Source organism: Streptomyces sp. NPDC005811 (assembly GCF_040630405.1).
Taxonomy (GTDB): domain Bacteria; phylum Actinomycetota; class Actinomycetes; order Streptomycetales; family Streptomycetaceae; genus Streptomyces.
Map to the genome: position 1 here is coordinate 26,162 of NZ_JBEXXK010000074.1, position 24,340 is coordinate 50,501.

A 24,340-nucleotide genomic window follows, 5' to 3' on the forward strand; every position below is an offset into this window, starting at 1 on the left:
TCCCGTGAGGTGGGGTGCTGGGTCAGGCCTGGCTGAACTGCTGCTCCAGCTGCTGCTCCGTCAGCCCGCGGAAGCGGTCCATGCGGAAGTAGTGCTGGAGGTCACCGCCGAACTCGGTGCGGTAGTAGAAGTCCGCGGTGTGGCGCTCGGGTCGGGTGCTGACGCTCTCGCCGCGCCGCAGTGCGGCGATCAGCCGGGGCACGGGGTGGGTGAACTCCGTGTCGCTGCGCAGGTACCAGCGTTCGCCGTGCCGGGTGACGACCGGGAGGTCCTCCTCGGGTCCCGAGCCGTCGGGCAGCGGGCGCACGGGCTGGCACATCAGGTCGTAGCGGAACACCTCGTCCAGGAGCGGCAGCAGTTCCTCGGACAGGCCGGGGCGCAGGGCCTCCTCCCACCACCGCCGCAGCAGCCGTTTGGTGAGCAGCCGCCAGACGTTGGGGTCGACGTTCTCGCTGGCGGAGCTGGTGGGCCGGGCCAGCGCGTGCAGCTCCCGGGCCTCGGGGTCCTCGCTCTTCTCGATCCAGTCGGAGAAGCTGAGGATGACGCGGGACTGGGGGACGTCGGCGAGTTCGCGCAGGGCGACCCAGATGTTGTGCAGCCACAGACTGCGGGCCAGGACCCGGTTCCAGCAGATGAAGCGGAGCATGCGCTCGTTGTCCGCGAGGGTCATCGTGCGGTGGGCGAGCACATAGTCGAAGTCGTCCTGCTCGCCGCGCACGGTCACCATTCCGTGCTGTTCCTTCTTGTCGTGGTATTCGGTGTTCGGCAGCAGCATCAGCGGGTGGACGGCGATGAACGGGGTGTGCCGGGCGGCCCGGTCGTAGCCGTCGAGGAATGAGGTGACGGTCTCGCCCGGCGCTCCCCAGATCAGCTCCAGATACGGGGTGATGCCATGGTCGGTGAGCCAGGCGACGAGGCTTTCCCAGTCGTTCAGCCTCATGTTCCTGCGGCGCATCAGATCCAGCACGGAATCGTCCATGGTCTGGAGCGCCAGGATGAACGCGCTGTGCATCCCGGACTGCTTCATCTTTTCCATGATGCGGTAGAAACCGGGGGACTTGTTCTTGGCCCAGGAGGTTTCCAGCCGCCTCGGGAAGCCGTATTTCCGGCGCACCCGGAGAAGATCGTCGAGGAATTCCTCGTCCTGGCGCAGGAGCCCGAAATTGGAGTCGGCGAGCATGAGGATTTCCGCGCCGCGCCGGCCGAGCACGTCCAGTTCCGCGCGCAGCCGTTCACGGGAGAACGCCCGCATCTTCTGTCCGGTGGCGCCTCCCCAATAACAGAAGGCGCACTTGTACGGGCAGCCCCGGTTGGTCTCCATCAGGGCGTAGTCGTAGAGGAAGCGGCCCTGCCGGTCGACGAGCGGGACCGCCCCGGTGAGGATCGGCGAGGGCAGGATCTCCAGGTCCTGGATGCGTTCGCGCTCGGGGGTGGTGACGAGGTCTCCCCCGGCCTCCCGGAAGGAGATGCCGGCGATCTCATGGAGCCCGTCGCGGCCGGCGCCGTCCAGGTAACCGTTCATCAGGTCCCGGAAGACCAGCTCCCCTTCGCCGTTCACCACCACGTCGACCTGCGGGAACGTCCGGAAGACCCGCTCGCCCTGGTGGGCGACGTGGTTGCCGCCGAAGACGACCCAGCCGTTCGGGTTGAGCTGCTTGAAGGTCTCGGCGAGGGCGCCGAAGGCCCGGAAGTTCCAGCCGAGGACCGAGAAGCAGAGGATGTCGGGGCAGCCGTCCCGCACGAGATCGCGGGCCATGGCGTTGAGGCCGGCGTCGCCGGGGTAGTTCCGGAGGGAGATGTCCGTGCGCCGTCGAATGCGTTCGTCGGCCTCGGCGTAGGCCTTCAGGTAGCCGATCGCCAGCGGCATGGAGACCGCCGAATTCCCCCATACCCCTTGCTGGACCAGTAGTACACGCGTCGCCATTCCCTGCCTCGTCCTCTAATCGATCCGACAGGCCAAATCGCCCTTCGAGGCTACAGGAGAAGATCCCCGGTGCAATGGGGCCGCGGCAACCCGGCCGAAGTCATGGCCAATCGTTCCACCCCTGTTCGGCCAGGCCGGGTGTCTTGCCGAAGGCCACCGGCCGGGCCCGGCGCGGCACCGCGGAACGCCTCCCGGTGCAGGGTGGTTGACGTGGGAAATCAGTGGGTGACAGCCGCCGCGCCCGCAGCGTCGGGCGCGGAGTGCGGGGTGCCGGGTGATCAGGCCCACGGGTCGGAATGAATGACCGGAAACCTATCGCCCCGCGGCATGCCGAAAAAATGATCAGAGCAACGCGGGCGGAATACTTTCGGCCACCGGTCCCTCATTTTCTGCCGCTCTGGAACGCACCCTGTTCGGGCCTGGGGGTGATCGGTATGCTCCCGCCTTATTACGGCTGTCATTCCTCACCGCCCGGGCTCGGAGATACATGACAGAGATTCCTGACACGTGGTGCCCGATCACTCTGCCGCATGTCGAGACGATCGACGGCCGGCTGTGTTTCCTCGGGCACGAGGTGGACGCCGACGCCGCGCTGCTCTCCCGCTGCGACGGCGGACACCCCCTGACCGCCTTCACCCCGGCGGAGCGCGAGCGCCTCGCGCGCTGGCGGCGGCTCGGACTGCTCCTGGTGGCCCCGCCGGCCGCTCCCCCGGATCCCCTGGCGCCGGTCGTCGTGTCCCCGCACCCGGACGACGCCGCGCTGGCGCTCGGTGGCACGGTGGCCCGGCGCGGCGGCCGGTTCCTCGACGTGTTCAGCGTGGAGACCTGGACCAAGGACCCGTACTACGCCGTACGCCCGGAGCTGACCCGGCGTCTGCTGCTCGCCGAGGAGGCGGTCGCCACCCGGGTGCTGGGCGCACGGATGGAGCTTCTCGGCTTCGTCGACGCCGCCGACCGCGAGCTCAGACGGGAGGCGTTCTTCACCGACCCGGCCTGGTCCGACGGCTTCGCGCGCGAGGAGCCGGAGCTGTTCGAGGCGGTCACCGCGCGGCTGGCCACCGCGCTCGCGGGCGCCGGCCTGGTCTGCGCGCCGCTCGGCGTCGGCGGTCATGTCGATCACCTCGCCTGCCGGGAGGCGGTGCTGGAGCTGGCGCGCGACGGCCGGCTCGGCGGGGCGCGGCTCGTCTTCTACGAGGACCAGCCGTACGCGTTGTTCTCCTCGGCGGAGGAGACCGCGCGCAAGCTGGGCGCCCGGCTGGCCGGGGCGGGGCTCGGGGACCTGCGTCCCGAACTGTGGCCGGTGGACGCGACGGCGGCGCTCACCAAGTCCGAGGCGCTGGGCGCCTATCGCATCCAGGTGCGCCGGGGCATCGTCCGGCGGATCCACCGGCACGGCACCCGCCTGGCGGAGGGTACGCGCACGCCGGGTGCCGAGCGGATCTGGCGGCTGCGCGGCTGACCGGCCCTCCCAAGAGAACTCCGTGAAGGGTTTCCCATGCATGCACTGGCTCAGTCCCTGGCCCCGGCGGACCTGGAGGTCCTCGCGGACGCCTGCGCCGAGGTCGGTCTCACCCTGGCCGTGACCGATCCCGGGGCGGGCCACGCGGCGCCGCCCGGCGCCCAGTTGGTCGCCTTCCACCGGGTCGCCGCCGCCGGGCCCGACGATCTCCCGGTGGAGGAGCTGAAACGCAGGGGCGGTTACACGGTCGCCGTCCTGGACCGGATATCGGCGACCGAGGTCCTCGCGGCGGTCTCGCGCGGCTACAGCTTCACGCTGGCCAGCCCGTTGCGGCGGGAACGGCTGGTGGAGACCCTCGGCTACCTCAGGAACGTCACACCGCCCGAGAACACCCAGGTGCTCACCCTCGACGGCCGGGGCACGCTCAGCTCGCCCGCGAAGTCGGCGCCGGTGACCGACGCGGAGGCGGGGCTGCTGCGGCTGCTGGCGGGGCGGCCGGGCCAGATCGTCCCGCGCGAGGAACTCGGCCGGGCGACCGGCGGGGAGGACGTGAACAAGGTGACGTCGGTGCTGAAGCAGAAGTTCCTGGACATCGACTCCGGGGCGAAGCTGCTGAAGATCCCCCACCTGGGCTTCCGCCTGGTGGGCACGGTCCGCGAGGACGCGCACTGATGCGCGTCGTGGTGATCACGGGGGCGCCCGGGGTCGGCAAGACCAGGCTGGGGCATCAGCTGGTGACGCGGTACGGCGTCCCGGCCGCCGCGATGGACTGCGACCCCATCGTCCATCCCTGGGACGGGGGCGAGGAGTTGTACGACCTGATGGCGGCGAGCCTGCGCGCCGCGCTGCCGGTGTACCGGGCGTGGGGGGCGCGGGTCGTGGTCGTCACCGGGGTGGTCCTCGCGGGCCGGGCCTACGAGCGTTTCCACCGGGTGTTCGGGGAGCTCGGGGCGGACCCGGTCTACTACGGGCTGCGGGCCGACGCGGACGCGCTGGCCGCCCGGATCGAGAGCGACGCGGGCGGGAAGCTGTTCGTCGAGGGCCGGCTGGCGGAACGGCACCTGGACGGGGAGGTGCCCGACGTTCCCGGCATCCGCCTGGTCGACACCACCCGCCTGTCCCTGCTGGAGGCGACGGACGCGGTGGCCGCCCTGGAACGCGCCGACCTGGGCCCGCGGTGGCTCGGCCCGGCGGCCTGACGGGCCGGGGCGGTCCGCGCACGCCCCGGCGTTCCCGGGTCGGCCACCGGACCCATCAGTGCTCAGCGGAAGCGGCCCACTTCCAGGCCCTCGCCCATCTGGCGTGCCGAGAGGACGAAGCCGTAGTAGTGGGTGGCGCCGATGCTGGTGACATAGGCGCGGACCTCGTCGCCGAGGGGCCCGGTGAGCTGCTGCTGGGCGTCGCGCGGGGCGAAGGCCGGCCAGCGCGGGGGTGTCGAGGGGCGCAGCAGCAGCCGGCCGGAGAGGTTCAGCCGGAGCAGTTCGGCCTCGAGTTCATGGACGAAGAACGGGCCGTGCTCGTCGCCGTAGGCCGCGGCCTGGAGCAGTGCCTCGCCGCCGTCGGTGAGGAGGCCGGGCACCTGGCGCAGGAGTTCCCAGAAGAACTCCAGTCCGTCCAGGCCGGCTTCGCCGGCGAGCCAGCCGAGCGAGCCGCGGCGCAGCGGCAGACAGGGCGGGTTGGAGACGACGAGGTCGAACCGGGAGCCGAGGGAGAGGGACATGATGTCGGCCTCGGTGGCGGTCAGCCGGCCGGCCAGGCCGTTGAGGTGGGCGTTGAGGGTCGTGGCCGCGGTGCACTCCGGGTTGACGTCGACCGACAGGACCTCGGCACCGCCCCGGGCGGCGGACAGCCCGAGGATGCCGGTGCCGCAGCCGAGGTCCAGGGCCGAGCGGATCCCGCTGCGCGCGGCGACGAGCCGGGAGAGGGTGATCGAGTCGGTGCCGACCCAGGGCGCGTACGACCCGGTGTCCCGTCCCGCCGCCCGCCAGGCGGCCAGCAGGACCAGGCCGTCCCCGCGGACCAGGCAGTAGTCGGCCGACAGTTTCCCGGCGTCCTCGCCGAGCACCCGGGCCCGCAGCAGCAGATCGAGCAGCGGCCCGGGGACCTCCGCGCGGGCCTCGGACTCGGCGACCTGGTCGCCGAAGACGAACAGGGAGGACAGCACCGACTCGGCGGACAGGCTGGTGGAGATCGCCGCGAGGCTCTCGGCGTCCCGCCAGGGCGCCAGTTCACCGAGCCAGTCCCCGGCGAGGGTGAGCAGATCGTGCTGCGGAAGGGTGCGCAGCCGCTCCGGTCCGGCCGCCGCGATCTCTTCGGCGGACATCCCGTCCAGGGAAATCATCACGTCTCCTCATCACCTCGATGGGCCGGCTCGAAAACCGGTGCGAACGCTGATTTCAGCTCCCGCAGCCGCTCCAGGGCGCGCGGGCCGGCGTACGGGGCACAGCGCGCGATTTCCTCCTCGGTGATTCCGCCGAAGAGATAGAGATTGACCACGTCGATGGGCCCGGTGCAGCTCTTGCAGTACGGAAAACGGGGCCGGGGCTGCATGAACATGTCGTAGTGCTGATGTTTTCCGAACTGCTCGGGTATGAGGTCGGGATTCTCCTTGATGTTTCCCATGGGTTTGAGCCAGGCGTACGGGCAGCAGGAGACGTCTCCCTGGCCGAAAAGCTGGACCATGGTGGCCGTGGCGTAACAGCGCAGGGTACGGACACCGGTGCGCAGTTGATTCCCGATGTGTTCCACGAACGCGCGCGGCGGAAGGACCGCGGAGAGTTCGTCGTAGCGTTCCAGCAACGGCGCGAAATGGTCGCCGAGCGGCGGTGCGTGCGTCGTCCTGGTCTCCCCGCGCACGGGAAAGAAGTAGAGCATCACTCCGCGCCCGTAACGCTCCGCCAGGAACGCGGCGAACTCGGCCTGCCCGGTGGCGTTCAGATCGGTGATGACCGACTGGATCTCGATGGGGATGCCGAGTTCCACGGCGTGGTCCAGATGGCGCATGATGACGTCGAACAGCCGGTGCTGCTTGGGCGGCAGCCGATGGCCGTTCATCTCCAGCGTGTGCCCGTCGAGGGACAGGCAGAGCTGGACGTTGCCCAGCTCGGCGAGGGCCTGGAGCCGATGCGGCGTCAGGAACGCGCCGTTGGTGATGACCTGCACGACCTCGTACTTCTCGCTGCATTCCGCGACGAACTCGGTGGAGCCCTTCAGCCAGAAGAACTCACCGCCGCTCAGCCGCATGATCGGGCTGTCGACATGCCGGTGATAGGTGTCGAGGATCTCGTGCCAGTCGGCGCGCCGGTCGGTGGTCAGCCGCAGTCTCGCGTCGGGTACCTGCATGAGGAGATTGAAGTCCTCGGTGAGGCAGTAGGAACACCTCATCTGGCACAGCTGTTCCTCTATCACCATGTCATTCATGAGGAGCTTGAGACGGTTCCGGCCGTCGCGATGCGCGAACATCGTCTCGCGATAATCACGTTTCAGGGCCATGCCTTATCACCGCATCCAGGTCGTCCGGCGCATGACTCTTTCGTTGACCGCGAGTCTACGTCCTTCGTCCGGGTCGCGACCCGATGCGTCCGGAGGATGGCTCATATGCGTCTGACGACGGGCCAGTTGGCACGGGGTAGCGTTATGCCGACGTACTCGCCAAATCAGTGTGCCGGAACTGACAGTAAGGACGGCAGTATGCTCGCTCTGGGACTGGGCGGTTCCAACCACGACTTCTCGGCCTGCCTCGTCGAGAACGGTGAGATCGCCGTCGGCATTGAAGAGGAACGGCTGACTCGGCGCAAATACGCGGTCAATGTGAATTCTCTGGCGAACCAGTGCTGGCGTTACTGTCTGACCGCGCGCGGGGTCCGGCTCGGCCAAGTGGAGGCGATCGTCGCCGACGACACCCTGCTGCCGAGCTGCTACTTCCCCTTCCGCAGCCGTACGACGCTGATCCGGCACCATCTGGCGCACGCCGCCAGCGCCTTCCACCCCTCGCCCTTCCCGGAGGCGGCGATCCTGGTGGTCGACGGGGCGGGCAGCCTGTTCGACGGGCAGGGTGTCGAGACGCTGACGATGTCGGTGGGCAGCGGCACGGAGATCACCGAGATCTCCAAGGTGTTCGGCACCAACTGGAGCACCGACGGGCTGCGCGACACGCGGGTCTACCAGGCCGGCGACAGCGACCACTCGCTGGGCTTCCTGTACAAGGCGGTCAGCAGGGCCATCGGTTTCACCCTCTACGAGGAGGGCCGCTGGTACCTGACCGAGGACGGCAAGACGATGGGCCTCGCGCCCTACGGCACCGACCGCTGGCGCGGCGAGTTCCACCGCCATCTCGACCTGCTGCCGGAGGGCCGGTACACCCTGCATCTGAAGGACGGCGGACTGCTGGACTTCGTCGAGCACGCGCTGGACGGCTTCGAGGGCGACGAGCGGTTCGCCCGGGGCGCCGATCTCGCCTGGGCGGCGCAGGACCTGCTGGAGACCGCCGTCCTGCACGCCGCGCGCTGGCTGCACCGGGAGACCGGGCTGACCAGGCTGTGTCTGGCGGGCGGGGTCGCCCTCAACTCGGTGGCGAACGGCAAGATCCTGCGGGACACCCCGTTCACCGAGATCTACGCCCAGCCCGCCGCGGGTGACAACGGCTGCGCGGTCGGCTGCGCCTACTACGGCCACCATGTCCTCGGCGGGCATCCCCGCCCCCGGGCGCCGAAGGCCCGCGGGGCGGCGCCGCGTCCGCAGACCCACACCTACCTGGGCCGCTCGTACGGCACCGAGGAGATCCGGGCCGCGCTGGACGCCTCGGGCCTGCCCCACCGGCGGGTGGCGCGGCCGGCCCGGATCGCGGCCGAACTCCTGCCGCAGGGCGCGCTCATCGGCTGGTTCACCGGAGGATCCGAGTTCGGGCCGCGGGCCCTCGGCCACCGCAGCATCCTGGCCGATCCGCGCCGCGCGGAGATGAAGGACATCCTCAACAGCAAGGTCAAGCACCGGGAGGCGTTCCGGCCGTTCGCCCCCGCCGTGCTCGCCGAGCGGGCCGCGGACTACTTCGAGCTCGACATCGAGTCGCCGTACATGCTGATCGTCGCACCGGTCCAGGAGGACAGGCGGCGGGAGATACCGGCCGTCACCCATGTCGACGGGACGGCCAGGGTGCAGACGGTGACCGCGGCGGCGAACGGCCCCTTCCACGAACTGGTGGCCCGGTTCGGCGAGATCACCTCGGTGCCCGTCGTGCTCAACACCTCCTTCAACGACCGCGGGGAGCCGATCGTGGAGACCCCGGAGCAGGCGCTCGCGTTCTTCGGGCCGAGCCAGCTCGACTATCTCTTCCTGGAGGACTTCCTGGTCGCCCACAGCGTCACGGACCTGGACGCGGTGACCGAGGAGACCGGGTGAGCGACGGGCCCGGGATGCGGTACGAGACCTGGCGGGCGCTCGCGCTGTGGGGGGAGGCAGAGGAGACCGCCGCCCTGGAGGTGATCCGGTCCCGGTCGCCGTTCCGCTACTACGGGCCGGCCCTCGCGCATCGCACCGACGCGTTCGAGGCCGCGTTCTCCGAGGTGGCGGGGGTCCCGCACACGGTCGCGGTGTCCTCCGGCACCGCCGCGCTCACCGCCGCGCTGATCGGTCTCGGGATCCCGGCGGGCGCGGAGGTGATCGTGCCCGCCGTGACCTTCGTCGCCAGTGTCGGCGCGGTGGTCGGCGCCCGGGGCGTCCCGGTCTTCGCCGAGGTCGACGACTCGCTCACCCTGGACCCGGCGCGGCTGGAGGAGCGGATCACCGGGCGGACCTGGGGGGTGATGCCGGTCCATCTGCACCACGCCGCCGCCGACATGGATCCGATCACCGAGGTCGCGCGCCGACACGGGCTGCGGGTCGTCGAGGACGCGGCGCAGGCCGCCGGGGTCCGCTACCGGGGCCGGCCGGTCGGCGGTCTCGGCGACGCGGGCGCCTTCAGTTTCCAGCTCGACAAGAACATCACCGCGGGCGAGGGCGGCGCGGTCACCACGTCCGACGCCGACGTCCACGACCGGGTGGCCCGCTATCAGGACCAGGGCGGCCAGTTCACCACCGCCAAGGGCGCGACGCGCGGCACCGCCGACGCCCCGCCGTTCATCGGCACCAATCTGCGCATGACCGAGCTGACCGCGGCCGTGCTCGGCGCCCAGCTGCCCCGGCTGCTCCCGATGTGCCGGCGGCTGCGGGACGTGGCGCGCCGGGTGCGGGCCGGGACCGCCGATCTGCCGGTGCGCTGGCGCAGACTGCCCGACGAGGAGGGCTCGGGCGGCGATCTCACCCTGTTCCTCGGCTCGCGTCTGGCGGCCCGCACGGCCGTCGCCGGCCTCAACGCCGCCGGGATCCCGGCGCACACGCTGTACCAGGGCCAGCCGGTCACGGCCAACCGGGCGGTGCGCGAAGGACGTACGCCCTGGGGCGTGGAGTGGGAAAGGCCGCCGCGGCTCAGGACCAGCGAGGCGCTGCTCGGCCGCTCCGTGACCATCGCGCTGGGCGCGGCGATGACCGACGACGACGTGGACGCCGTCATCGCCGCCGTCCGCAAGTCCTGCCAGGAGACAGCGACATGAGCCTGTACGACATCCCCGTCCGCACCCTCGCCGGGGAACCCGGTGATCTGAGCACGTACCGGGGGACGGCCCTGCTCGTGGTGAACGTGGCCTCGCGGTGCGGTCGCACCCCGCAGTACGCGGCGCTGGAGGAGCTGCACCGGCGCTACGGCCCGCGCGGTTTCGCCGTCCTCGGCTTCCCCTGCAACCAGTTCGGGCAGCAGGAGCCGGGCACCCCCGAGGAGATCCGGGAGTTCTGCTCCACCGCGTACGACGTCACCTTCCCCCTCTTCGAGAAGGTGGACGTCAACGGCGTACGGCGGCATCCGCTGTACGCGCTGCTCACCGCCGCGCCCGACGAGCGGGGCGTGGCCGGGGACGTCGAGTGGAACTTCGAGAAGTTCCTGGTGTCGCCCGAGGGCGCGGTGGCGCACCGGATCCGCTCCCGGGAGAAGCCGGACTCCCCCGGGGTCGTGGAGCGCATCGAGGCCCTGCTGCCGGCCTGAGCATGAGCACGGTGGCCCGTCATCCAGGGCATGGATGACGCCGATACGGGATTCGGATCACGCGGAGGATGGCGGCGGGGACGGGCGACGCCCATAGTCGTCCCTACCCGCACGCCGCTGTCCGGACCAGCCGCCGGTGTGCGGCCGTCCGCAGCATGCCGTGCTTCCCGGCGCCTCCGCCCCAGGCATGCCCGCTCCCGTACACCGTCCCTGGAGTCGCCATGCCCGGTTCCGCCCCGCCGTCGTCGCCCGCCGCGGTCGACGACACCGCTCCCCCGCCCGTCCCCGTCTCGGGCCCGGCCCATCTGCTGCGGGTGACCCTGCTGATGGCGGGCAGCTGTCTGCCGATCCTCGGGGCGGTGCTGATCGCCCCGGTGCTGCCGAAGATGCAGGACCACTTCGCCTCGGTGCCGGGGGCGGAGGCGCTGGTGCCGCTGGCGCTGACCGTGCCGGCGCTGGCGCTGGCGCTGCTGGCCCCGTTCGCCGGGGTGATCGTGGACCGGCTGGGCCGCAAACGGCTGCTGGTCGTGGCGACCGTCCTGTACGCCGCGTTCGGCACCGCGCCGCTCTGGCTGGACTCGCTCGGCGCCATCATCGCCAGCCGCGCCCTGGTCGGGGTCGCCGAGGCCGCCATCATGACCTGCTGCACGACCCTGATCGGCGACTACTACACCGGCCGGCGGCGGGTGAAGTACCTCGCCCTCCAGACCATGTGCGCCTCCGCCTCGGCCACCGTGTTCTTCGTGCTGGGCGGGGCCGCCGGGTCGGCGGGCTGGCGGGTGCCGTTCTGGGTGTACGCCGTCAGCCTGCTCCTCGCCCCGCTGATGGCCTCCGCCCTGCCCGGCGGGACGGCCCGTGCGGAGACCGGTGCGGACGAGGGGGCCGCGGCCGGGGAACCGGCGCGGCGCGGCTTCCCCTGGCGGCAGCTGGCGGGTGTCTGCGCGCTCACCTTCTTCGGCGCGATGGTCTTCTACACCGTCCCGGTGGAGATGTCATACCTGCTCGACGACCTCGGGGTGGAGAACTCCGGGGTGATCGGGCTGGCCACCGCGGCCGCGAGCGCGGCCACGGTGGGCGGGGCGGTCGCCTTCGCCCGGCTGAAGCGCTCCCCCGAGCCGATGCTGCCGGCCGTGTTCGCGGTCTGCGCGGCCGGCTTCGGCGTGATGTTCCTCGCCGGGAGCGCGCCGGTGCTGGTCGTCGGCGCGGTGGTCAACTGCGTGGGCACCGGCATGCTGCTGCCCGCCCTGCTCACCAGCGCCATGTCCCGGCTGGCCTTCGCGGACCGGGGCCGCGGCACCGGGCTGTGGACGGCGGCGTTCTTCGGCGGCGAGTTCGTCTGCCCGCTGGTCCTGCTCGCCCTGAAGGCGGCCGTCGGCAGCCTGGCGGGCGCGGTGGGCCTACTGGGCCTGGCATCGGCCCTGGTGGCGGCAGCACTCCAACTGACCCGAGGGCGAACCCCCTAGGGGCGCTGGGCTGTATCGACATGCGGCTCCGCCGCGTGGGCGCGACCGGCCGCGACGCACACCGCTCACTCCTCGGCCAGCGTCGCCCCCACCTCCGCGCACTTCTCGCGCAGCCAGATATGCGCGGCGTCCTGCGCGTGGACCGGATGCCACCACAGCGCCTCCTGCACCGGAACCGCCTCGAACGGACAGGGCAGGACCCGCACCGCCGCCGCGCGGACCGCCTTGCGGGCCAGGCGCTCCTGGATCATCGCGACCCGGCGGGTGCCCTCGACCATGTGGGGCAGCAGCTGGAACGTCTGCACGGAGACCTCCACCCGGGGGCTGATGCCGAGCATGCTCAGCTGCCGGGCGACCGGCGCGTCGTAGGGCCGCTGGTAGACCGCCCACGGCAGGCGGGCCAGGTGGTCGAGGGTGAGCTCGTGGCCGACGTCGGGGTGGTCGTCGGCGACCAGGCAGAGCCAGCGGTCCTGGTGGAGGTCGACGGCCGGGAAGCCGTCGATGACACCGTGCGGCAGCAGCAGCCCGTCGACGGTGCTGAGCGTGGTCGCGGTGTTCTCGACGACCCCGGGCGCCGGATGCTGGAAGGTGAACCGGATCCCGGGCGCCTCCTCGTGCACGGACCGGGCCAGCGCCGCGCCGAACACGGCCGCGCCGTAGTCCGAGGCGAGCAGGGTGAACTCCCGGTTCTCCGCGGCCGGTTCGAAGTCGGCCTGGCTGGAGAACACCCGCTCCAGCAGATCGCACGCGGTCGCGCTGCGGTCCCTGAGGGCGGCTCCGAGCGGGGTCAGCTCGTAGGCGTTACCGGTGCGGGCGAGCAATTCGTCGTCGAAATGGCGCCGCAGCCGCGCCAGCGCCGCGCTCATCGCGGGCTGGCTCAGCCCGATGCGCTCACCGGCCCGGGTCACGTTGCGCTCCTCCAGCAGGGCGCGCAGGGCGACGACCAGGTTGAGATCGAGTCGGGACAGGTTCACCGGGGGCACCACCTAGGGAGCGAAGAGCCATTTGCCGAGCCATCCATGCCGTGGATGTGGCAGATCCACAGGATTGATTTCCGTGATCTGCCGATCAGGGTCAGAGTAGACCGCACCCCAGCAGGAGGAAATCTCATGGCAACGTTCGCGCAACCTGCCGGCCCGTTCGCGCTCGGCACGTTCTCCGTCCGGCAGGCCGCGGAAGACACCTCGGACGGGCCGGCCTTCCCCGGTCTCCTGGCCCAAGGACGGGTCCTGGACCTGAGCCGGGCGCTCGCCTTCGCGCCGACCGCGCTGCGCGCCGTGGTGGAGCGCTGGGAGGAGACCCTCCCGGTCCTGCGCGCCCTCGCGGACGACGGCACCCGGGACTGGCGGCCCCTGGAGGGCCTGCGGGTGCACGCGCCGCTGGAGCCCCGGCAGATCTTCCAGTCCGGCGCGAACTACCGGCAGCACGTGATCGACCTGGAGGTCGCCCACCGCTCCCCCGACGACCCGCGCACGGTGGAGGAGGCCCGCGCGGAGATCGCCGCGGTCATGGACCGCCGGGCCGCCGAGGACCTGCCGTACGTCTTCATCGGTCTGCCCAGCACCGTCACCGGCCCGTTCGACGACGTGGTGCTGCCCTCGTGGGCGGAGCAGCCGGACTGGGAGCTGGAGCTGGCGGCCGTGATCTCCCGGCCCGCCCACCGGGTCTCCGTCGAGGAGTCCCTCGAGTACGTCGCCGGGTACACGATCGCCAACGATCTCACCGACCGGGCGACCGTGTTCCGCCGGGACATGAAGGCCATCGGCACGGACTGGCTGCGCTGCAAGAACGCCCCCGGCTTCACCCCGCTGGGCCCCTGGCTCGTCCCGGCCGAGTCGCTCGCCGACCCCGGCGACCTGCGGGTGACGCTGAAGCTGAACGGCGAGGTCATGCAGGACGAGTCCACCAAGGACATGCTCTTCGGGGTGGCGCGGCTGGTGTCGTACATCTCGCAGACCGCGCGGCTGCTGCCCGGCGACCTGGTGCTGACCGGGTCCCCCGCGGGCAACGGCATCCACTGGGGCCGGCTGCTGCGCGACGGCGACGTCATGGACGGTTCGATCACCGGGCTCGGCGCCCAGCGCACCCGCTGTGTCGCGGAGGGGACGGCATGAGCCCGGACCGTCACGACCCCGAGGGCGCGATCGCCGAAGCCGCCAAGGCATGCTCGAACTGGGGCCGCTGGGGCGAGGACGACGTCCTCGGCACCCTGAACTTCCTCGACGCGGCCAAGCGCCGCGAGGGCGCCGCCCTGGTCCGCCGGGGGGTCAGCTTCTCGCTGGCGCAGTCCTTCGACATGAACGGCCCGCAGAAGGGCTGGCGCCGGCGCACCAACCCCGTCCACACCATGCTGGACACCGGCACCGACGCGGCCCTCGGCAACCAGGGCTTCCCGCACGGCATCGGCGGCGCCGACGACGTGATCGCGATGCCGCTCCAGTGCTCCACGCAGTGGGACGGGCTCGGGCACATCTTCGACCACGGCAAGGCGTGGAACGGGCGGGCCGCCGAGAAGGTCGTCACCTCCGACGGCGACCTCGTCACCGGCATCGAGCACATGGCGCCGTACGCCGCCGGCCGCGGGGTGCTGCTCGACGTGGGCCGGGTCGTCGGCACCGACGGAGAGCTGCCCGACGGGTTCCCGGTCACCGAGGAGCATCTGACCGCGACCGCCGAGGCCCACGGGGTGACCGTCGGGCGCGGCGACCTCGTCCTCGTACGGACCGGGCAGCTCGCCCGGGCGCGGCGCGAGGGCTGGGGCGACTACGCGGGCGGCCCGGCACCCGGGCTGTCGTTCACCTCGGCCGGCTGGCTGCACCGCACCGAGATCGCCGCCATCGCCACCGACACCTGGGGCTTCGAGGTCCGCCCGAACGAGTTCGCGCACGCCTTCCAGCCCCTGCACCAGGTCGCCATCCCCCACATCGGTCTGCTGATCGGCGAGATGTGGGACCTCGACGCGCTCGCCGCGGACTGCGCCGAGGACGGCGTGTACGCGTTCTGGCTGACCGCGGCGCCACTGCCGATCACCGGAGCCGTGGGCTCCCCGCTCAACCCGATCGCCGTCAAGTAACGCACGCCGCCGCGCCCCGAAGCGGCGCGTGGCTCCATCGACGTGCGGCCGCGCCGCGCGGCCCGACCCCGGGAGGTATCCCCGACATGGCTGACAGCCTGACGCGTAGTGTCCTCGTCATCGGCGGAGGCACCTCCGGCAACGCCCTGACCGTGCTGTTGCGCCGGGCCGGGATCGCCGTCGACCTGATCGAGGCGAGCCCGGACTGGAAGGCCGCCGCGGGCTCCGGCATCACCCTCCAGGGCAACGCCCTGCGGGTGCTGCGCGAGGTCGGGGTGCTGGAGGACGTCGAGAAGGACGGGTACGCCGCCGAGGGCGTCGCCGTCCTCGCCCCCGACGGCACCGTGCTCCACGCCCACGAGGAACTCCGCACCGGCGGCGACGACCTGCCCGCCCACATCGGGATGCAGCGGCCCCGGCTCCAGCAGCTCCTGATCGGCATGGTGGGTGCCTCGGGCGCCGACGTCCGCCTCGGCACCACGGCCACCGCGTTCGCCCAGGACGACGGGGGCGTGGACGTCACCTTCTCCTACGGCACGGCCCGCCGCTACGCCCTGGTGGTCGGCGCCGACGGCCTCGGCTCCGCCACCCGCGCCATGATCGGGGTGCCCGACCGGCCCGAGCCGACCGGCATGGGCATCTGGCGTGCCCCCGCGCCCCGCCCGGCCGGGGTCCGCCGCACCGAGATGATCTACGGCGGCCGCTGTTTCATCGCCGGGTACTGTCCGACCGGCGAGGACACGGTCTACACGTATCTCGTCGAGCCGGCCCGGGACCGGGCCACGCTGGACCCGGCCGGACTCGCCGACGAGATGCGGGCGCTCTGCGAGAACTACGGCGGCGCCTGGCCGGAGCTGCGGGCCGCGTTCACCGATCCCTCGGTCGTCAACTACACCTGGTTCGACCGGCTGCTGGTGGAGGGCCCCTGGCACCGCGGCCGGGTGGTGCTGGCCGGCGACGCCGCCCACTGCTGCCCGCCCACCTTCGCCCAGGGTGCCGCGATGTCCCTGGAGGACGTCCAGGTCCTCGCCGAGCTGCTGACCGGCCTCGACCGCTGGGACGCCGGCGCCCTCGACCGGGTCCTCACCGACTACCACGCCCGCCGGCTGCCCCGGGTGCGCAGAGTCGTCGACGCCTCCGTCCAGCTCGCCCAGTGGCTGCTGGAGGGGCGGCGCGACGCCGATGTCCCCGGGCTGATGCGCCGTACCCTGACCGCCCTCAAGGAACTCCCGTGACCGTGACCGAGCCCCAGTCGCCGCCCACCATCGACGTCCACGCCCATCTCCTGCTGCCCGACATAGAGCAGGCCGTCGCCGGGCAGGCCGGTCTCGCCGAGGCCCGCGATCTCGACGCGAGCCGCAACGGCCCGGCCGCCCTCGCCGTCAACGGCCCGATGGTCGGCGCACGCATCCCCCGGCTGACGGAGGTCGCGGTACGGCTGGCCGCGATGGACGCGCAGGGCGTGGACATCCAGCTGGTGAGCCCCTCGCCGTCCCACTACCACTACTGGGCCGACCCGCAACTGGCCGCACTCGTCTGCCGGTTGGCCAACGAGGGAACCGCCGCGCACTGCGCCAAGGCCCCCGACCGGCTGTACGGCCTCGGTCTCGTCCCGCTCCAGCACCCCGGCCTCGCACCGGCCCTGCTCGACCACGCGCTGGCGCAGGGCCTGCGGGGCGTGGAGATCTCCTCGCACGCCCCCGGCCCGGGCGGGACGCGGGAGGTCGAGCTGTCCGACCCCCGGCTGGAGCCGTTCTGGGCCCGCGCGGAGGAGACCGGCGCCCTGGTCTTCCTGCACCCGTTCGGCTGCACGCTCGACAAGCGGCTGGACCGGTGGTACCTGTCCAACACCGTCGGCCAGCCCACCGAGAACGCGGTCGCGCTGTCGCACCTGATCTTCTCCGGCGTCCTGGACCGCCACCCCCGGCTGCGGCTGATCGCTGCGCACGGCGGGGGCTATCTGCCCACCCACATCGGGCGTTCCGACCACGCCTGGCGGGCCCGCCCCGACGCACGGGGCTGCGCCCGTGAACCGAGCAGCTACCTGGAGCGGATCCACTTCGACTCACTCGTCCACGACCCGCACGTGCTGCGGCAGTTGCTCCTGACCGTGGGGCCGCGGCGGGTCCTGCTCGGCTCCGACTTCCCCTTCGACATGGGCACCGAGGACCCGGTCGGCGCACTGCGCGCCGCGGATCTGCCCGACGACGACTTCCACGCGGTGCGGGGCGGCAACGCCGCCGCCCTGCTCACCCTCTCCTGAGAAGGATCCCCCATGGGCAACCGCCTGCTCACCCATCTGCGGCACGTCGACCTGGCCGTGCCCGACTACGACAAGCAGCTCGACTTCTACGCCGGCGTCTGGGGCCTGACCAAGGTCGCCGAGGACTCCGGGATCTCCTTCCTGGCCGCCGAGGGCAGCCCCGAACAGTATGTCGTCCGGCTGCGCAAGTCCGAGGAGAAGCGCCTCGACCTCGTCTCGTACGGCGCGGCGAGCGCGGCGGACGTGGACACGCTCGCCGAGCAACTCCTGGCGGGCGGAGTGCAGTTGATCTCCCAGCCGGGGAAGGTCGACACCCCCGGCGGCGGCTACGGCTTCCGCTTCTTCGACGTCGACGGCCGCACTCTCGAAGTCTCGGCGGACGTCGAGGTCCGGCGGCACCGCAGGATCGAGGAGAAGGAGGCGATCCCGGTGAAGCTCTCCCACGTCGTCCTCAACTCCCCGGACCTCGACCGGACCCGCCGGTGGTACGAGACCCACCTCGGCTTCCGGCTCTCCGACACGCTCAGCTCGCCGCACATGGGCGAGGTCATGCACTTCATGCGGATCAGCAACCAGCACCACTCCATGGCCCTCGCCAAGGGCCCGCACACCTCCCTGCACCACGTCTCCTTCGAGATGCGCGGCCTCGACGAGTACATGCGCGGGTCCGGCCGGGTGATGCGGGCCGGGTTCCAGAAGATCTGGGGCCCGGGCCGGCACATGGCGGGCGACAACACCTTCACCTACTTCCTCGACCCGCACGGCAACACCGTCGAGTACACGACGGAGCTGGAGCTGCTGGACGAGGACACCTGGCACCCGCACGTCTACGACTTCTCGCAGCCCGAGGTCACCGACCAGTGGGGCACGGCGAACCCGATGAACGAGTTCGTGGCGAAGGAGTCGTTCAACGACGTCGACCCGGGTGTCTTCGTGGCTCCGCCGGTCTGATCCCCGTGGATCAGGACAGCGGCATCACCTTGCGGTAGGCGAACACCGCGACCGCCGCGACCGCGACGTGCATCAGGAGCAGCGCCGTCACACCGATGGCCCCGCCCGCGCCGAAGAGCAGGAAGTCCGGGACGAACGACACGACCACGAGGGCCGGGACCAGCCACCGGACCAGGGCCGCGGGGTCCTTGGACACCTTGCGGACGACGGCCCAGCCGAGGGCGCCGGCCACGGTCCCGACGGCGGTCAGGAAGATGTAGGACCCGGGCTTGAGCGGCTGGAAGTCGTCCGGGGCGCCCAGGGCCAGGGCGGCGAGGGCCAGCACCGCGTCCACGACGGACGCGACCACGACGGCGGCGATCACCCCTCCCACGACGACGAGCGGACCTCGGCGGACGGCGACGGCTTCAGAAGCGACAGACATGGGGGCTCCACGGGGGGGACGGATCCTGCGGATCTCGATACGCTTGAACTCTCAAGCACATCCTCACCCTCCCCCAATGTGTTTGAAATTTCAAGCCCGAGTGGAAGGAAACGCCCTCGTGGAACGAGGCGTGGGCAAGCACTCGCCCACGAGGGCGTGGGGGTACGAAAGGGTGCCGGCGTCAGGCCGCCGTGTAGCCCAGCTGGCGCCGCATGAACGGGGTCATCAGGGTCTTCGCCTTGGCCATGGTGGTGGTCCGGGTGCCCAGCACCGCGGTCTCACCGCCCGGCACGGGCAGGACGGTCACCCCGTCGGACGAGCCGAACGGCACGATGAGCGGGGTGCGGTGGACCCCGCGGTAGGAGCGCGTCCTGCCGTGCCGGCCCGGACTGCGCAGATACGCGCCGATGTTGTGGGCGGCGGTCTCCGCCTGGGAGAGCGCGGCCGGGGTGACCTTCAGCTCGCCCACGTCGTTCACGTCACCGACCGCGAACACGTCCGGCCGTCCCACCACCCGGAGCATGCCGTCGACCTTGACGTGCCCGGTGCCGTTGAGCCAGTCCCCGTGCCCGGCCAGCCGCAGCCAGAGCGTGTTGGGGGTGGTGCCGGTCGCCCAGAAGGAGAGGTCGGCGACGAGGACAGCGCCGCGGCTGTCGCGGTAGGTGGCGAAGTCGTTGCCCGGGGACATGAAGGAGTCGAGCCGCACCTCCACCCCATGGGACTCCAGCCAGGCCCGGGCCCTGCGGCCGGCACGGGCGCTGCCCGTGGAGGTCAGCAGTTCCGCCCCCGAGTGGGCGAGGGTGACCCGGGCGTCGGGCCGGGCCAGCCTGATCTCGGCGCTGAGCTCGACCCCGGAGGGCCCGCCGCCCACGACCAGGACGTGCTCGGCACCGGCGATCTTCCGCTGGTGCTGGCCGAACACCCTGGCCGCCTCCTCCGCCGTCCCGCCGCTGAAACGGGCCGGTTCGGGGTAGTCGGCACCGGTGGCGATCACCAGGACGTCGTACGGCAGCCGCTCCCCCGCGGCGAGGACGACCTCCCGCCCGACGGGGTCGATCCGGACCGCCTTGCCCACGACCAGCCGGCCGTGGCGCAGCAGCCGGTCGTACGGGATGAAGGGGGTCACCGTCCATTCCGGGCGCACACCGGCGCGCAGGGAGGCGATACGGTGGAAGAAGACCTCCTTGCGGTCCACGAGCGTGACGTTCGCCGTCGCGTCCAGGCGTTTCGCCAGGCGGACGCCCGCGTAACCGCCGCCTATCACCACTACGTTGCCGTCTCGCACAACGAGTCTCCTGTGCTGGGTGGGGGGATTGAGCGCGAGCGTATCCCCTTGAAACCTAAAGCACTTGGGGAGTTGGTGAAGGTTCCGTGAAGAGGTGTCCGGCCGCCGCGCCTTCAGGCCGCCACCCTGGCACCCGCACCGGCACCGGCCCACTGGTCCCCCGCACCACTAGCTGAGGATCCAACACCGCCTCACGTGACGGCAGTTGGGGACTCTCCAGCCGCTCCATGGCGAACCGCACCGCGTACTCCGCCAGCAGCGCCGCGTCCTGCCGGACGATGGTCAGGCCGATGGGCATGAGGTGGGAGAGGTGGCTGTCGTCGTAGCCCACGACGGACAAGTCCCGCGGCACCTCCACCCCGGCCCGGGTCAGGGACATCAACACCCCCATCGCACAACGGTCGTTGCCCGCCAGCACCGCCGTCGGCAGGGGCACCCCGCGGTCACGCTCCCCGAGCAGCAGCAGCCCGGTCTCGATACCCGACTGCTCGGTGTGCTCACCGGGAATCACCCGGGCCTCGGACTCCAGCCCGTGCCGGCGCATCGCCGACCGGTAGGCCCGCCGCCGCTCGGCGGAACCGGGCCCCCGCCCGCCGTCGATGTGCACGATCCGCCGATGTCCCAGCTCCACGAGATGATCCATCGCCTGCCGTACACCCTCCCCCTCGGCGGAGTGCACGAAGTCCGCGCACGCCCGCGGCGACCGCCGGCCCACCGAGACGGTGGGCACCCTGCGCCCCAGTTCGTCGAGGTCGAGGGCCTCCGCCTCGGAGCCGAGCACGATCAGCGCCTCGCAGCGGTGCCCGAGCAGCGCCTCCACGGCCTTGGCCTCGCTGCGCCCCTCGGCGGCGGCGGAGAGCAGCACGTCGTAGCCGAACCGTTCGGCCTCCGGATAGATCCCCTGGATGAGGTCCTTGTGGAAGATCTGCTGGACGGCGAACATCACCCCGAGAGTGCGGCTGCGCCCGCGGGCGAGCAGCCGGGCCGCACTGTCGGGCCGGTAGCCGATCTCGTCGGCCACCTTCAGCACCCGCTCACGGGTCTCCTCGCTCGCGCCCGGCTGGTTGCGGAACACGATCGACACCAGCGCCCGCGAGACCCCCGCCTTCGCGGCGACGTCCGCCATCGTGGGCCGCTGCCTGCCCGCAGCATCCACGAAATCCCCCGGCAACAAGCTATTGACATGACATTTGGACAGGGGTCATCGTACTCGCACTAGAGCGCGCTAGTAGAGCGCGACAGACAACATCCGCTTCTACACCCTCCCCAAGGTCATCACCACCCGCTGGCCCCAGCCCACCCAGCACATCACCGCCGGATTCACCTTCCCCACCAGCAACTGACCTGCTCCCCTCCTCCGAAGGACATGCCATGGCAACGGCGCCATCCCCCCTCCGCACCACCGTGGGCAACCTCTGCCTCGGCTCCGCTCCCGACTCCTGGGGCATCTGGTTCCCCGAGGACGAGCACCAGGTCCCGTACACCCGTTTCCTCGACGAGCTGAAGCAGGCCGGCTACGAATGGTTCGAGCTCGGTCCGTACGGCTACCTTCCCACCGACCCCCAGCGTCTCAAGCAGGAGCTGGACGCGCGCGGGCTGAGGGTCTCCGGCGGTACCGCCTTCGGCGCGCTGCACAGGCCCGAGGCCTGGGACGAGATGCTCGCCCATGTCCGGCAGGTCGCCACGCTGACCCGGGCCGCGGGCGCGCACCACCTCGTGCTCATCCCGCCGATGTACCGGGACGAGAAGACCGGTGCGTTCACCGAGTCGCCCGAACTGACCGCCGTGCAGTGGGCGGGCTTCGGTCGGGCCGCGGACCGGCTGGGCAAGCTGCTGCTCGACGAGTACGACGTGCGGCTGGTCGTCCACCCGCACGCGGACAGCCACATCCAGACGCAGCCCGAGATCGAGCGGCTGCTCAACGAGTCCGACTCCCGTTACACCAACCTGTGCCTGGACACCGGGCACGTGGCCTACGGCGGCGGTGACAACCTCGATCTGATCCGCCGGTTCGGCGAGCGCGTCGGATATGTGCACATCAAGCAGATGGACCCGGCCGTGCTCGCCCAGGTCGCCGCCGAGGATCTGCCGTTCGGTGAGGCGGTCAAGCGTGGCGTGTGCGTGTCGCCGCCCGCCGGGGTGCCGAACCCGGCCGAGGTCGTGGCCGAACTGGGCCTGCTGGAAGCCGAGTTGTTCGTGATCGTCGAGCAGGACCTGTACCCGTGCGCGCCCGAGGTGCCGCTGCCCATCGCGGTCAGCACCCGTGAGCACCTCGCCGGCTGCGGCCTGAGCGGGACCCGACGCCCAAACCTCGACCGCTAGGAGGACGGCCCATGGACGTCAGGGACGACGCGCTTCAGGCCCCCGCCCTCACCATCGACGCCCCCTCGCCCGCCGTGTCGCGGCGGCTGCGGGTCATCACGGTCGTCGCCACCTTCGGCGGACTCCTCTTCGGCTACGACACCGGTGTCATCAACGGCGCCCTGCCCTACATGACCGACGACCTCGGTCTGACACCGGTCACCGAGGGCATGGTCACCAGTTCCCTGCTGCTCGGCGCCGCGCTCGGCGCGGTGACCGGCGGGCGGCTGTCGGACGCGCGCGGCAGGCGCCGTACGATCCTCACCCTCGCGGTGCTGTTCTTCGTCGGCGCGCTGGGCTGCACGCTCGCGCCCACGACGGCCGTCATGGTCGTGGCCCGGTTCGTGCTGGGCCTCGCGGTCGGCGGCGCGTCGGTGACGGTGCCGGTGTATCTCGCCGAGGTGTCGCCCGCCGAGCGGCGCGGCGCGCTGGTCACCCGCAATGAACTGATGATCGTCAGCGGGCAGTTGCTGGCCTTCACCTCCAACGCGGTCATCGCGAACGTCGGCGGTGAGTCCGGCGGGGTGTGGCGGTGGATGCTGGTGATCGCCACGGTCCCGGCCGTGGTGCTGTGGTTCGGCATGCTGGTCATGCCGGAGAGCCCGCGCTGGCTGGCCTCGCAGAGCCGTTTCCCGGAGGCTCTGGAGGTGCTGAAGCAGGTCCGTTCGCAGCAGCGGGCCGAGGCCGAGCTGAGCGAGGTGTCCGCGCTCGCCGTCAAGGACGAGCAGGAGAAGCTGGGCGGCTGGCAGGACATCAAGTCCGTGCCCTGGGTGCGGAAGTTGATGTTCGTCGGCTTCGGGATCGCGATCGTGCAGCAGATCACCGGCGTCAACACGATCATGTACTACGGCACGCAGATCCTCACCGACGCCGGTTTCGCCTCGGACAGCGCGCTGACCGCGAACATCGCCAACGGTGTGATCTCGGTGCTGGCCACCTTCCTCGGGATCTGGCTGCTCGGGCGGGTCAACCGTCGTCCGATGCTGATGGTCGGTCAGATCGGCACCACGGCGGCCCTGTTGTTCATCGGGGTGTTCTCGCTGGTGCTGCCCGCCGGGGACGGCCGGGCCTATGCGGTGCTCGCGATGACGGTCACGTTCCTCGCGTTCCAGCAGGGCGCGATCTCGCCGGTGACCTGGCTGATGCTGTCGGAGCTCTTCCCGATGCGGATGCGCGGCTTCGGCATGGGTGTCGCGGCCGTGGTGCTGTGGCTGACCAACTTCGTGATCGGGCTGGTCTTCCCGTCCCTGGTCGACGGGATCGGGATCTCCTCCACCTTCTTCCTGTTCGTCGTGGCGGGCGGCTTCTCGCTCGCCTTCGTCAAGCGCTACGTCCCCGAGACCAAGGGGCGCACGCTCGAAACCCTCGAAGCCGAACTCCGGGCGCGCTTCTCCTCCTGACCCCTTGAAGGGATGACCATGACCGTACGTGTAGGAGTGATCGGCGCCGGCTGGATCGGCAAGGAACACATCCGTCGGCTCACCGAGACCGTGACCGGTGCCCGGGTGACCGCGGTCACCGACATCGACGCGGCCCGGGCCACCGAGGCCGCCGCACCGGCAGGCGCCCGGGTGCTGCCCGACGGCGCTGCCGTCGTCACGGCGGACGACGTGGACGCCGTTCTCGTGACCTCGTGGGGCCCCACCCACGCCGAGCACGTGCTCGACGCGATCGCCGCCGGGAAGCCCGTGTTCTGCGAGAAGCCCCTCGCCACCACCGCCGAGGACTGCCTGAAGATCATCGACGCCGAGACCGCCCACGGCCGCCGCCTCGTCCAGGTCGGCTTCATGCGCCGCTACGACACCGGCTACCGCCAGATGAAGCAGGTCATCGACTCCGGCCGGATCGGCCGGCCGCTCATCGTGCACTGCGCCCACCGCAATCCGACCGTCCCGGAGTCGTACACCTCCGCGATGGCCGCGCTGGACACGGCGGTGCACGAGGTGGACGTGCTGCGCTGGCTGCTCGATGACGAGATCGTCTCCGCCCAGGTGGTCACGCCGCGCTCGACGAGCAAGCGGTTCGCGCACCTCAAGGACCCGCAGATCATGCTCTTCGAGACCGC

At 71.3% G+C, this 24,340-nt stretch carries 22 protein-coding genes; 15 read left to right on the forward strand and 7 right to left on the reverse strand.

Features of this window, described 5'->3' with window-relative positions; genetic code table 11:
• Positions 1-22 precede the first annotated feature (22 nt).
• Entirely contained in the window at positions 23-1,867 is a 1,845-nt protein-coding gene (locus tag ABZ490_RS46635; protein ID WP_359005099.1) for a KedN5 family methylcobalamin-dependent radical SAM C-methyltransferase, read from the reverse strand.
• Between the two features lie 544 nt (positions 1,868-2,411).
• On the opposite strand from ABZ490_RS46635, the gene ABZ490_RS46640 reads away from it, so the two are divergent.
• Genes ABZ490_RS46640 through ABZ490_RS46650 form a run of 3 tightly spaced genes read left to right on the forward strand, consistent with a single transcriptional unit; the run spans position 2,412 to position 4,582 of the window.
• On the forward strand, positions 2,412-3,383 hold the full coding sequence (locus ABZ490_RS46640; protein ID WP_359005102.1) for a PIG-L family deacetylase: 972 nt from the start codon (positions 2,412-2,414) through the stop codon (positions 3,381-3,383).
• Between the two features lie 36 nt (positions 3,384-3,419).
• A complete protein-coding gene (locus ABZ490_RS46645; protein WP_359005104.1) occupies positions 3,420-4,055 on the forward strand; it encodes a hypothetical protein in 636 nt (211 codons plus the stop codon).
• Positions 4,055-4,582 carry a hypothetical protein gene (locus ABZ490_RS46650; RefSeq protein ID WP_359005107.1) on the forward strand — a complete coding sequence of 176 codons (528 nt, stop codon included), beginning with the start codon at positions 4,055-4,057 and terminating at the stop codon, positions 4,580-4,582. The genes ABZ490_RS46645 and ABZ490_RS46650 overlap by 1 nt, the downstream gene beginning before the upstream one ends.
• 62 nt (positions 4,583-4,644) lie before the next feature.
• Here the strand turns inward: ABZ490_RS46650 and ABZ490_RS46655 are convergent, their stop codons facing one another.
• Positions 4,645-5,724: a methyltransferase gene (locus ABZ490_RS46655; RefSeq protein ID WP_359005110.1), complete on the reverse strand. Its 1,080-nt coding sequence runs from the start codon at positions 5,722-5,724 to the stop codon at positions 4,645-4,647.
• The gene (locus ABZ490_RS46660; protein ID WP_359005113.1) at positions 5,724-6,803 is read right to left on the reverse strand and encodes a radical SAM protein; all 1,080 of its coding nucleotides are present in this window, start codon (positions 6,801-6,803) and stop codon (positions 5,724-5,726) included. The genes ABZ490_RS46655 and ABZ490_RS46660 overlap by 1 nt, the downstream gene beginning before the upstream one ends.
• 270 nt (positions 6,804-7,073) lie before the next feature.
• Here ABZ490_RS46660 and ABZ490_RS46665 point away from each other — a divergent pair, with 270 nt between their 5' ends.
• The 4 genes from ABZ490_RS46665 to ABZ490_RS46680 all read left to right on the forward strand — a co-directional run bounded on the left by ABZ490_RS46665 (position 7,074) and on the right by ABZ490_RS46680 (position 11,918).
• Positions 7,074-8,780 carry a carbamoyltransferase C-terminal domain-containing protein gene (locus ABZ490_RS46665; protein WP_359005116.1) on the forward strand — a complete coding sequence of 569 codons (1,707 nt, stop codon included), beginning with the start codon at positions 7,074-7,076 and terminating at the stop codon, positions 8,778-8,780.
• A complete protein-coding gene (locus ABZ490_RS46670; protein WP_359005119.1) occupies positions 8,777-9,970 on the forward strand; it encodes a DegT/DnrJ/EryC1/StrS family aminotransferase in 1,194 nt (397 codons plus the stop codon). The genes ABZ490_RS46665 and ABZ490_RS46670 overlap by 4 nt, the downstream gene beginning before the upstream one ends.
• Positions 9,967-10,455 (forward strand): glutathione peroxidase, encoded by a 489-nt coding sequence (locus ABZ490_RS46675; RefSeq protein ID WP_359005122.1) that lies wholly within the window; start codon positions 9,967-9,969, stop codon positions 10,453-10,455. The genes ABZ490_RS46670 and ABZ490_RS46675 overlap by 4 nt, the downstream gene beginning before the upstream one ends.
• A gap of 221 nt (positions 10,456-10,676) precedes the next feature.
• A complete protein-coding gene (locus ABZ490_RS46680; RefSeq protein WP_359005125.1) occupies positions 10,677-11,918 on the forward strand; it encodes an MFS transporter in 1,242 nt (413 codons plus the stop codon).
• Between the two features lie 65 nt (positions 11,919-11,983).
• On the opposite strand, the gene ABZ490_RS46685 is transcribed toward ABZ490_RS46680, so the two are convergent.
• Entirely contained in the window at positions 11,984-12,892 is a 909-nt protein-coding gene (locus tag ABZ490_RS46685) for a LysR family transcriptional regulator (RefSeq protein ID WP_359005128.1), read from the reverse strand.
• A 135-nt stretch (positions 12,893-13,027) separates the two neighbouring features.
• On the opposite strand from ABZ490_RS46685, the gene ABZ490_RS46690 reads away from it, so the two are divergent.
• The 5 genes from ABZ490_RS46690 (at position 13,028) to ABZ490_RS46710 (ending at position 18,205) form a co-directional block, all read left to right on the forward strand.
• Positions 13,028-14,032, forward strand: a complete 1,005-nt coding sequence (locus tag ABZ490_RS46690; RefSeq protein ID WP_359005131.1) for a fumarylacetoacetate hydrolase family protein — start codon at positions 13,028-13,030, stop codon at positions 14,030-14,032.
• Positions 14,029-14,991 (forward strand): cyclase family protein, encoded by a 963-nt coding sequence (locus tag ABZ490_RS46695; protein WP_359005134.1) that lies wholly within the window; start codon positions 14,029-14,031, stop codon positions 14,989-14,991. Before ABZ490_RS46690 ends, ABZ490_RS46695 begins: the two co-directional genes overlap by 4 nt.
• A gap of 86 nt (positions 14,992-15,077) precedes the next feature.
• Positions 15,078-16,226, forward strand: coding sequence for an FAD-dependent monooxygenase (locus ABZ490_RS46700; protein WP_359005137.1), 1,149 nt, complete (start codon positions 15,078-15,080; stop codon positions 16,224-16,226).
• Positions 16,223-17,254 carry an amidohydrolase family protein gene (locus tag ABZ490_RS46705; RefSeq protein WP_359005140.1) on the forward strand — a complete coding sequence of 344 codons (1,032 nt, stop codon included), beginning with the start codon at positions 16,223-16,225 and terminating at the stop codon, positions 17,252-17,254. Before ABZ490_RS46700 ends, ABZ490_RS46705 begins: the two co-directional genes overlap by 4 nt.
• Before the next feature lie 12 nt (positions 17,255-17,266).
• A complete protein-coding gene (locus tag ABZ490_RS46710; RefSeq protein ID WP_359005143.1) occupies positions 17,267-18,205 on the forward strand; it encodes a VOC family protein in 939 nt (312 codons plus the stop codon).
• Positions 18,206-18,215: 10 nt separating this feature from the next.
• Here ABZ490_RS46710 and ABZ490_RS46715 read toward each other — a convergent pair whose 3' ends face one another.
• The 3 genes from ABZ490_RS46715 to ABZ490_RS46725 form a co-directional block, all read right to left on the reverse strand.
• On the reverse strand, positions 18,216-18,629 hold the full coding sequence (locus ABZ490_RS46715) for a DUF6069 family protein (protein WP_359005145.1): 414 nt from the start codon (positions 18,627-18,629) through the stop codon (positions 18,216-18,218).
• Positions 18,630-18,810: 181 nt separating this feature from the next.
• On the reverse strand, positions 18,811-19,914 hold the full coding sequence (locus ABZ490_RS46720; protein ID WP_359005148.1) for an FAD-dependent oxidoreductase: 1,104 nt from the start codon (positions 19,912-19,914) through the stop codon (positions 18,811-18,813).
• A gap of 55 nt (positions 19,915-19,969) precedes the next feature.
• Positions 19,970-21,040, reverse strand: a complete 1,071-nt coding sequence (locus tag ABZ490_RS46725; RefSeq protein ID WP_359005151.1) for a LacI family DNA-binding transcriptional regulator — start codon at positions 21,038-21,040, stop codon at positions 19,970-19,972.
• Between the two features lie 245 nt (positions 21,041-21,285).
• On the opposite strand from ABZ490_RS46725, the gene ABZ490_RS46730 reads away from it, so the two are divergent.
• The 3 genes from ABZ490_RS46730 to ABZ490_RS46740 all read left to right on the forward strand — a co-directional run.
• Positions 21,286-22,236, forward strand: coding sequence for a TIM barrel protein (locus ABZ490_RS46730; protein WP_359005154.1), 951 nt, complete (start codon positions 21,286-21,288; stop codon positions 22,234-22,236).
• 11 nt (positions 22,237-22,247) lie between these two features.
• On the forward strand, positions 22,248-23,675 hold the full coding sequence (locus ABZ490_RS46735) for a sugar porter family MFS transporter (protein WP_359005157.1): 1,428 nt from the start codon (positions 22,248-22,250) through the stop codon (positions 23,673-23,675).
• Between the two features lie 18 nt (positions 23,676-23,693).
• A partial coding sequence (locus ABZ490_RS46740) for a Gfo/Idh/MocA family oxidoreductase (protein WP_359005160.1) occupies positions 23,694-24,340 on the forward strand: 647 nt, incomplete at its 3' end.